This window comes from Azoarcus taiwanensis (assembly GCF_012910885.1).
Lineage (GTDB): Bacteria > Pseudomonadota > Gammaproteobacteria > Burkholderiales > Rhodocyclaceae > Azoarcus_F > Azoarcus_F taiwanensis.
This window is the reverse complement of sequence record NZ_WTVM01000167.1, coordinates 1-6,976: the sequence shown is the minus strand read 5'-3', so window position 1 is coordinate 6,976 and position 6,976 is coordinate 1. Positions and strand designations below refer to the sequence as shown.

General features: G+C 60.0%; 8 protein-coding genes. All 8 read right to left on the bottom strand.

The annotated features are described in order from the left end of the window. Window positions 1-1,054: 1,054 nt before the first annotated feature. Entirely contained in the window at window positions 1,055-2,674 is a 1,620-nt protein-coding gene (gene tnpC, locus GPA21_RS18170) for an IS66 family transposase (RefSeq protein WP_168989514.1), read from the bottom strand. 29 nt (window positions 2,675-2,703) lie between these two features. After that, window positions 2,704-3,063 carry an IS66 family insertion sequence element accessory protein TnpB gene (gene tnpB / locus GPA21_RS18165; RefSeq protein WP_168989513.1) on the bottom strand — a complete coding sequence of 120 codons (360 nt, stop codon included), beginning with the start codon at window positions 3,061-3,063 and terminating at the stop codon, window positions 2,704-2,706. After that, the gene (gene tnpA / locus GPA21_RS18160; protein WP_168989512.1) at window positions 3,063-3,371 is read right to left on the bottom strand and encodes an IS66 family insertion sequence element accessory protein TnpA; all 309 of its coding nucleotides are present in this window, start codon (window positions 3,369-3,371) and stop codon (window positions 3,063-3,065) included. The genes tnpB and tnpA overlap by 1 nt, the downstream gene beginning before the upstream one ends. 309 nt (window positions 3,372-3,680) lie before the next feature. After that, entirely contained in the window at window positions 3,681-4,118 is a 438-nt protein-coding gene (locus GPA21_RS18155) for a hypothetical protein (protein ID WP_168989511.1), read from the bottom strand. A 270-nt stretch (window positions 4,119-4,388) separates the two neighbouring features. Continuing rightward, entirely contained in the window at window positions 4,389-4,754 is a 366-nt protein-coding gene (locus GPA21_RS18150) for a hypothetical protein (protein ID WP_156147772.1), read from the bottom strand. Further along, window positions 4,741-5,223 carry a hypothetical protein gene (locus GPA21_RS18145; RefSeq protein ID WP_168989510.1) on the bottom strand — a complete coding sequence of 161 codons (483 nt, stop codon included), beginning with the start codon at window positions 5,221-5,223 and terminating at the stop codon, window positions 4,741-4,743. The genes GPA21_RS18150 and GPA21_RS18145 overlap by 14 nt, the downstream gene beginning before the upstream one ends. Window positions 5,224-5,835: 612 nt before the next feature. Beyond that, entirely contained in the window at window positions 5,836-6,198 is a 363-nt protein-coding gene (locus tag GPA21_RS18140) for a hypothetical protein (protein WP_168989509.1), read from the bottom strand. An 18-nt stretch (window positions 6,199-6,216) separates the two neighbouring features. Beyond that, window positions 6,217-6,564: a hypothetical protein gene (locus GPA21_RS18135; protein ID WP_168989508.1), complete on the bottom strand. Its 348-nt coding sequence runs from the start codon at window positions 6,562-6,564 to the stop codon at window positions 6,217-6,219. Window positions 6,565-6,976: the final 412 nt, after the last annotated feature.

The window sequence follows — 6,976 nt, the reverse complement described above, 5'->3', positions numbered from 1 at the left end:
CGGGTGGCATACAACTGCTGTGAGTCCTGCAGGGGGGCAGCTGCCTGACCGGACGGCGAGCATCAGCCCATCTCATGTATTCGTCATGTCAGCTTTGACACTGCGCACGCGACGGCACCCGACCCAATGTTGCCCTTGAGCCTTGAGGAAAGCTGCCGTTCAACGCCCGCGGTAAGCCGCACCGGAGTGCGAAGCACGGAGGGTACCAACAAGCGGAGCTTGTTGGTGTCGGCTTGACCAACCAGTTAGGCTGTGGCGCGAAGTGGAAGGGCTGGTGAGCTTGTTTAGCTTGGCCATGACTTGAGTTCGAATTGCCTCATGCAGAAATGTCTCGGATGATAGGTTCAACTTCGGAAAAGACACTGACACATTCATTTGCCGTGACGACTAGCCACTCTTTTGAAGAAGCGCATGCGATAGCTAGTAAGCCGTCCTCCGGTGGGCGCCTGTCGAACCAGCCGCCACCAGTGACTTCGAATACAAGATGATTAGTTTTAAAGCATTGGGCACTGAGCCATGACGGCATGTCCCCTTCGTCTAACAGTACGAACCCACGATGCTGAGGGAAGTAGACCTCGATATGGGAGGATCGCTTTGCATTGAGACGGTATGCCTCCACCACGATGTAGAGGCCAATTACAGAAAACCGTGTTTCGAGAACGCAAGAGCTCTGAATGCTGAACGGCTCAAATAGCGGAACGGCAGTTGTTTGCATAAAGCCTAACTTTGTTTTAGGGCGACAGTTCTGCCGCATAACATCGGAATGCCGGATAACATATCCTGCAAGTTGCTGTTTAGATGCAGGAACCACGTGCAAGACAAGATAACAAGACAGGAATAGCAGTAGCCGAAAGCTTAGTGAGCTGATGCGACCCATCTGACACATAGGCGTAGAGCATACCGCCTTGCCCGAATGGCCGCTATCCGGATCAGGTGGCGACCGGCCGCATGTGGCCGGAGTCGTGGGTTCACCAACGGCAGCTTCGTGGCAGCGAAACTCACAGAAGGCCACCGTGCCTCAGCGGCGTAAGCGGTAACCGAGCGGCGTTCTTGCCTACTTCGAGCGCGGGTGGAGATCGGATCGAAGCGGATTGGCCGCGAAGTGTTGCTTCCACAGCCTTGGGGTGAGTTGCGCGACATCGGCGGCAGGGTGCTGGCCGACGCGCTGGAGCACATCGACCAGATAGGCATAGGGGTCGATGTCGTGCAGGCGACAGGTGGCGATCAGGCTCTGCGCGATCCCCACGTATTTCGCGCCGACCTCGGTCCAGCAGAAGAGCCAGTTGCGGCGGCCCATCGGCACTACGCGTAGCGCCCGCTCGAGGTGGTTGGTGTCGATCGGCACCTCGGGGTCGGCGAGGTAGACCTCGAGGGCGGCCCGGCGCTCACGCACGTAGGCCAGGGCAGTGGTCAGCGGTGAGCTCGGCAGCAGACCGTGGGATTCGAATTGGGCGTCGACCCAGTCGAAGAACCGGTCGGCCATCGGCTTGGCCTGGGCGAGCCGGTGCGCGCGGCGTGCCTCGCCGACGAGTTGTGCCTCACGGATGTGCTGCTCTACCGCGTAGAGCTGGCCGATCATCTCCAATGCCTGCGTCGCCCGTTCGGGCTCGATCGACTGGGCCTCGAAGAATTTTCTTCTCGAGTGCGCCCAGCATTGCGCGCGCGTGAGCCCGCATTTTTGTGCGTAACGTTCGTAGGCCGCGTAGCCGTCGGTGAGCAGCACCGCCCCCTCGGGCGGTGGGTCGGTCCCCAGGGTCTGCGCAATGTGTTTGCCACTACGCCCCTCGTGATAGGCGAAGCAGATTTCGTCGCGCTCGCCATACACCGGCCAGAAGTAGCCGCCCTTCATCTTCCCCGGGCCGGCGCGCCCGGCCTTGATCGGGGTCTCGTCCATCGCCTTGATGCGACTTGCGCGGATCGAGTCGAGCTGGGCCGTAAAGATCGGCTCGAGCAGCGCGAGCGCCGCGTGGGTGAGCTGCGTGAGCCACGGGCGCGAGACCCGGATGCCGTTGTCCCCGAGCCGCTGATGCTGGCGGTACAGCGGCTGGTGGTAGCAGAACTTGTCGGTGATGAGCCCGGCGATGAAGCTCACGTCGGCGCGGCTACCGTCGATCACCCCGGCGGGGGCCGCCGGGCAGTGGATCGTCTGCGTGTCGCGGCGCTTGATGACCGGGCGCACGTACTTGAGGATCACGTAGCTGCCCGGGCGCTGCGCCAGGCGATGGCTCACCTTCTCGCCGATCACCTCGAACTGTTCGGCGGTGAGGCCCTCGGTCTCGGGGTTGGCGAGCGTGATCGTCTCGACCGGGACGCGCGTCTCGTCGAAGAACAGCGCCGAGTCGTCCTTGCTCTGGGCGAAGTCGGTGCGCGACGCACGACGGGTGTGTCCCGCCACGGTCTTGCCGGGGACATCGGGCTGTGTGTCGGGGATCGGCAACTCGCCCAGATACATCTGCGTGGTGTCGGGTGACACCACGCGCTTCTCGCTCTTCTGGCCAAAGAGCTGGCGGCGGAACCACTCAAGCTGATGCTTGAGTGCCGCAAACTCGAGCCGCATCGCATCCATGTCGCGCTGCAAGGCGACGTTCGCCTGCGCCATCTCGACGATGCGCTCGGGCGCCCACTGGGCCGCCTCGGCAAGGGTCGGAACGGGGGTGCAGTGCGGTGCGGACATGGCACCTATTTTACCGCAGAGCCCAGCAATCATGCGGGTCGCACGGCGTTTGCGGGCAGTCGGAAACGGCGCTTGTAGCGTGCCGGCTCGATGCCTTCGAGCAGCAGCTTGAGCCCGGTCCAGTCCATCTGGCGCGTGCGGACCTGCGCCCAGTTCGACACGAAGCGCCCCTGCTCGAGACGCTTGGCCCACACGCAGAATCCGGTGCGATCCCAGTACAGCACCTTCATCTGCGTGCCGCGCCGGTTGATGAACACGAACAGCTCGCCCGACAGCGGATCGCAGCCGAGCGCCTGGCGTGTGAGCGCGTACAGGCCGTCGAAGGATTTGCGCATGTCGACCGGGCGGCCATAGACATGGACCCGGACTGCGCCTTCGGGGAAGAACATCAGCCGCGCGACAGGTGAAGGATCACGCCGTCGCCCAGATCGAGCCGCAGTTCGAGGCGACCGGTGCCGCCGAGTTTGAGCGTGCCGGCTTCGACGAAGCCAGTGGCCTCCATCGCCGGCGCGGCAGGCTGCGTACTCGGCTCGCCCAGCAGGCTACGCCAGCGCCGGAAGCTCGACTCGCTGAGCCCCTCGCGGGCGCAGAACGGCTCGATCCCCAGGCCACTCGCGGCAAACCGCGCAAAGACGGTTTCCCACTCCTGGCGGCTACGCCGCCGCCACTTGTTGTTGGTCGCTGTCGCTCTGGTCACTGCCGGCTCCTCCCTGATGAATGTGGGAGGGATTGTTCCGCGTGGGCGCGGGCGGGCAAAGAACGCCGCTCAGTGACCGGTTACTCAGCGGCGGCTTCGGGGAAGTCCGGATGCCCGGTTAGGGTCGGGACGCGACGAGCAACCTTCTTAGTTCGGCGCCGGAAACCGGCCGCTCAAGTTTCGCATCCCGAAAGCTGCCGGACGCCATCGAGTGCAGCCGACCCAATGCGGCCTCTGCACCTGGAGGAGAGCGGTCATTCAACGCTTGAGCCGAGGGCGCGCGCATCCACCCCAGTAAACGGCGAGGTGTCACCGCCTTCCGCCGAGCGCCGCAAGGCCTTTGAACTTGTTCGGTTCGGCGTCGCGATCACGGACGACAGCCAGAAACTCCTCATCCTTGCCAGACAGAAAAACTGAAAAGTGGTTGGCAAGATCCTGCTTGAGCGCCGCAAAGCTCGCTTGGATGGTGCCGCCGAAGTTTGGGCACGCGTGGTTACCCCAAGCACCCGAGTAGCGCAGAAAGTCCTCGTGAGTAATGCGCGACTGGCCAACCTTGTACTCGACCAGTCCCAGGCCATAGCGAACGCTGAAGGCGAGGATACGGTCATCGCGCTGGAACTGACCCACGGCGAACGTGCCGCCGGAGCCTATGCCAGTCTCACCCAACGAAAACTCGAAGCCGTTCGCTTCCATCATCGGGCGAAGATGCTCTATGCCCTCGACAAGTTCTTCTTGCGGTGTCGACACGCGTACTCCCTCAGGTTGTGACGCCTGATTAACGGAACTGGAAACTGACGCGCCGAGCATAGCGCATAGGGATGATGAATGTGCCGCACGTCGGCGAGTTCTCACTGACAGCTATTGCCTGAACCGTGCCATCCGCCTGCCCCCCAAAGCAACGTGCGAACCGTCTGCGACAGTCTCAAGCCGACCCGTTGCCGCCGTTGAGCTCTCAGGGAAGCTGTCATTCAATGCTGCCGCTCAGCCGGCCTCAAGGCGGTAGGCTGCAGCAGCCTGTTATCGCTCTGATCGGTAGATGTCATGCAGGAACGTCTCGGTGGGCGAGATTTGAGTTGTTTCGCCCGCTCGTACAGCAGAAATAACATACTCGGCTTTCTCCTCTTCAGCCTCTATGGCACGGACGCCATCAAGGACGCACAGAACGCCGAACAGCGTTGCATCTGCCGCTTCAGCCATCGCTGACTCGACCATTGTTCTTTCAGAGTCACTGAGACCGATGAACCATTTTGCAATCTGCACAAGTTCCGGCCGCGGTGTTCTTCCTGGCGGAGAACGAAAGCTTGCAATGCAGTCAGTCACGGCAGCGTCGCGGCACTCAGACTTCAGCGCTCGCACGAAAAACTCGGTGTCAATCTGAGCCATAACGTTTGAAGTCACCGAACTGGCGCGCTTCCCGCGACAGACCCGATGGAATGACTTGTTGGGTAGTAGCAGGCCAAAGCACGAGGCAGTAACGCTCGTCACCGCTTGTTGAGCCAGCGAAGTAGGCGTGCCCGCTGTAGCTTCCGGGCGCCGTGGTTATGCGGGGGCAATCGGGAACGAAATCCGTACAACCGCAGAGAGCCGCCGTTCCCGACGGGAGCGAAAGACTGAACGCTGCTTGGTGCTCCCACGAACCTTCGGCCTCGGTGGGCTCGGAAACGAAAACCACCTCTACGGGCACATGCGCAGCGGACTCCGTATGAAAAACGACGATGTGCGGTGCAGCTCGCAGACGCCTCAACATGTCTTGCTCAGTCACCTCTTCCGGGATATTCGGCTTGATGCTCGCATCCATCAGATAGAACTGGTGATAATCCGCAAACACCTGAAATTTGTGCATGTCCTTCATGCGGCCCAACACCGAGTTCACCGGCGCCGGAGCCCGATAGGGCGGAGGGCACAAAAACCGGCCATGAAAATGCCGAAGGCATGGCCGGTTTTTGCGTCCGCGTGCAACGGCGAGTTAGGCTGAGGCGAGGAGTGGAAGGTTTGGAGAGTACGCATAGCTTGAAGTTTTAGGTGTTTCACTTTACGTGTCAATCCGCGCAACTTTTTGGGGTGGAAGCGCATTGGCTTTCGCATGCCTGCAAACTCTCCTGGATTGATTGCTTGTTCTCTGGCTCCCAAGACCCGCCGCTTCCATGGTAGGTCTCCGCGTTCAGGTGAAAGCGTTCCCCGCACGTTGTGCATTGAAAGCTATAGCTAAGCAGATCGTCCCAGGGATCGCCTTTTGCAAGCTCTGCGAAGGTGACGCTGGAAATGGGATTCGGATTAATGATCTCAGACAGCGTGTTGTCAAGGATGTTCTGCCATGCGATTCGAATGGCGTTTCGGAGTTCGTGTGGTCGTTTGATGGACACACGCACACAAAGATCACGGCACTTTTCGCACGTCATGTGAGTTGCCTAACGTCGCAGTTCAGCGGGCGCTGAAGGCGTCCGCTGCAATGAAAGGTTGAACCTCAGCGCGTTGTTGGCCAAGACCCGTACCTGCTAACCATGTGTCGTTCGAACTCCACGGAACCCGAGATTTCCCAGCAAGTGGAGTCCACCGCGAGAAGGCTGCACTTCTGAACCCCGCCTTGCATGCCAACAAAGGACCCGTCGATTGTTTGATAGATGCCCTCATACGCGGCTCGAAACTCGCGGTCTGACATCGTGGCATCGGCGCCAGAACGCTTTTCGATGCTCAAGGCCCCCTCGCCGAGACATTCTTCTACCTGCACTCGCCAAGCTTCAATGACGAAGAATTGGTCCACGTCCGCGAGGAACGTGCGCATGTCATGCAGCTCGCCAGCCTTCCCGTGCTGAGGAATGGTGACCATGAGGTTCAACGTCGAAGTTCAGGGGCGACCGGAAGCAAGCGAAGCTTGCTGGAGGGCGTCCCCTGGAACGCCTTGTTCGGCATCAGCCCTCAGAATTGGATTGAGGACTCGAACGATTTTTCCTTTGCCAATAATGTGCCCCTCCCAAGCGCGGAACTCAAAGCCTTGATAAAGGCGGCCTTGATTTCTCTCAGGTGCCAATAACCAAATGAGAGCCTTCTGTGTACTGCCAGGATGAGGGGGTTCACCCAAGAACTCATACATACCGTCGTTTAGTTCTTCAGGAAGGCCGAAATCATGTGGCAGTCGGCACCCCTGCCAAAGTGGTAGCTTGCGACCACCTTTGTCAGTAGCTAGCAGATCCAACTCTACCTCTAGGTCTGGGTCGCGATTTGGTCTCGTGAACGTGCTCATTCTTATGATGCCGAACTTTGTTTTCTGGCGAGAGTTCTGCCGCGTAACATCGGAATGCCTGATAACGTGTTCTGCAAGTTACTGTTTAGAAGAAGAAATTACGCGAAACACAGAATAACAAGGCAGGAAAAGCGGCAGCCGACAGCTTTGCAGGTTGATGCAACCGATCTGACATACACGCCGCTAGCATACCGCCCCACCCGGATGACCGCTATCCGGATTGGGTGGCCAGTGACGGCTTCTGGCCGCCTGCCGCCGACCGCGGTCTGGCTCGAAAGCAGTCTGTCAACGCGCCGTTTCATTGTTGCCATGATCATCTCTTAATCGCGCACAGGCGGCCACAGGCGGGCAGTATGAACCAGCG

Coding starts and splice junctions, on each gene's coding strand:
- tnpC (WP_168989514.1), bottom strand. CDS start 2,674: ATGTCCGCACCGCACTGCACCCCCGTTCCGACCCTTGCCGAGGCGGCC.
- tnpB (WP_168989513.1), bottom strand. CDS start 3,063: ATGTTCTTCCCCGAAGGCGCAGTCCGGGTCCATGTCTATGGCCGCCCG.
- GPA21_RS18150 (WP_156147772.1), bottom strand. CDS start 4,754: ATGGCTCAGATTGACACCGAGTTTTTCGTGCGAGCGCTGAAGTCTGAG.
- GPA21_RS18145 (WP_168989510.1), bottom strand. CDS start 5,223: ATGAAGGACATGCACAAATTTCAGGTGTTTGCGGATTATCACCAGTTC.
- GPA21_RS18140 (WP_168989509.1), bottom strand. CDS start 6,198: ATGGTCACCATTCCTCAGCACGGGAAGGCTGGCGAGCTGCATGACATG.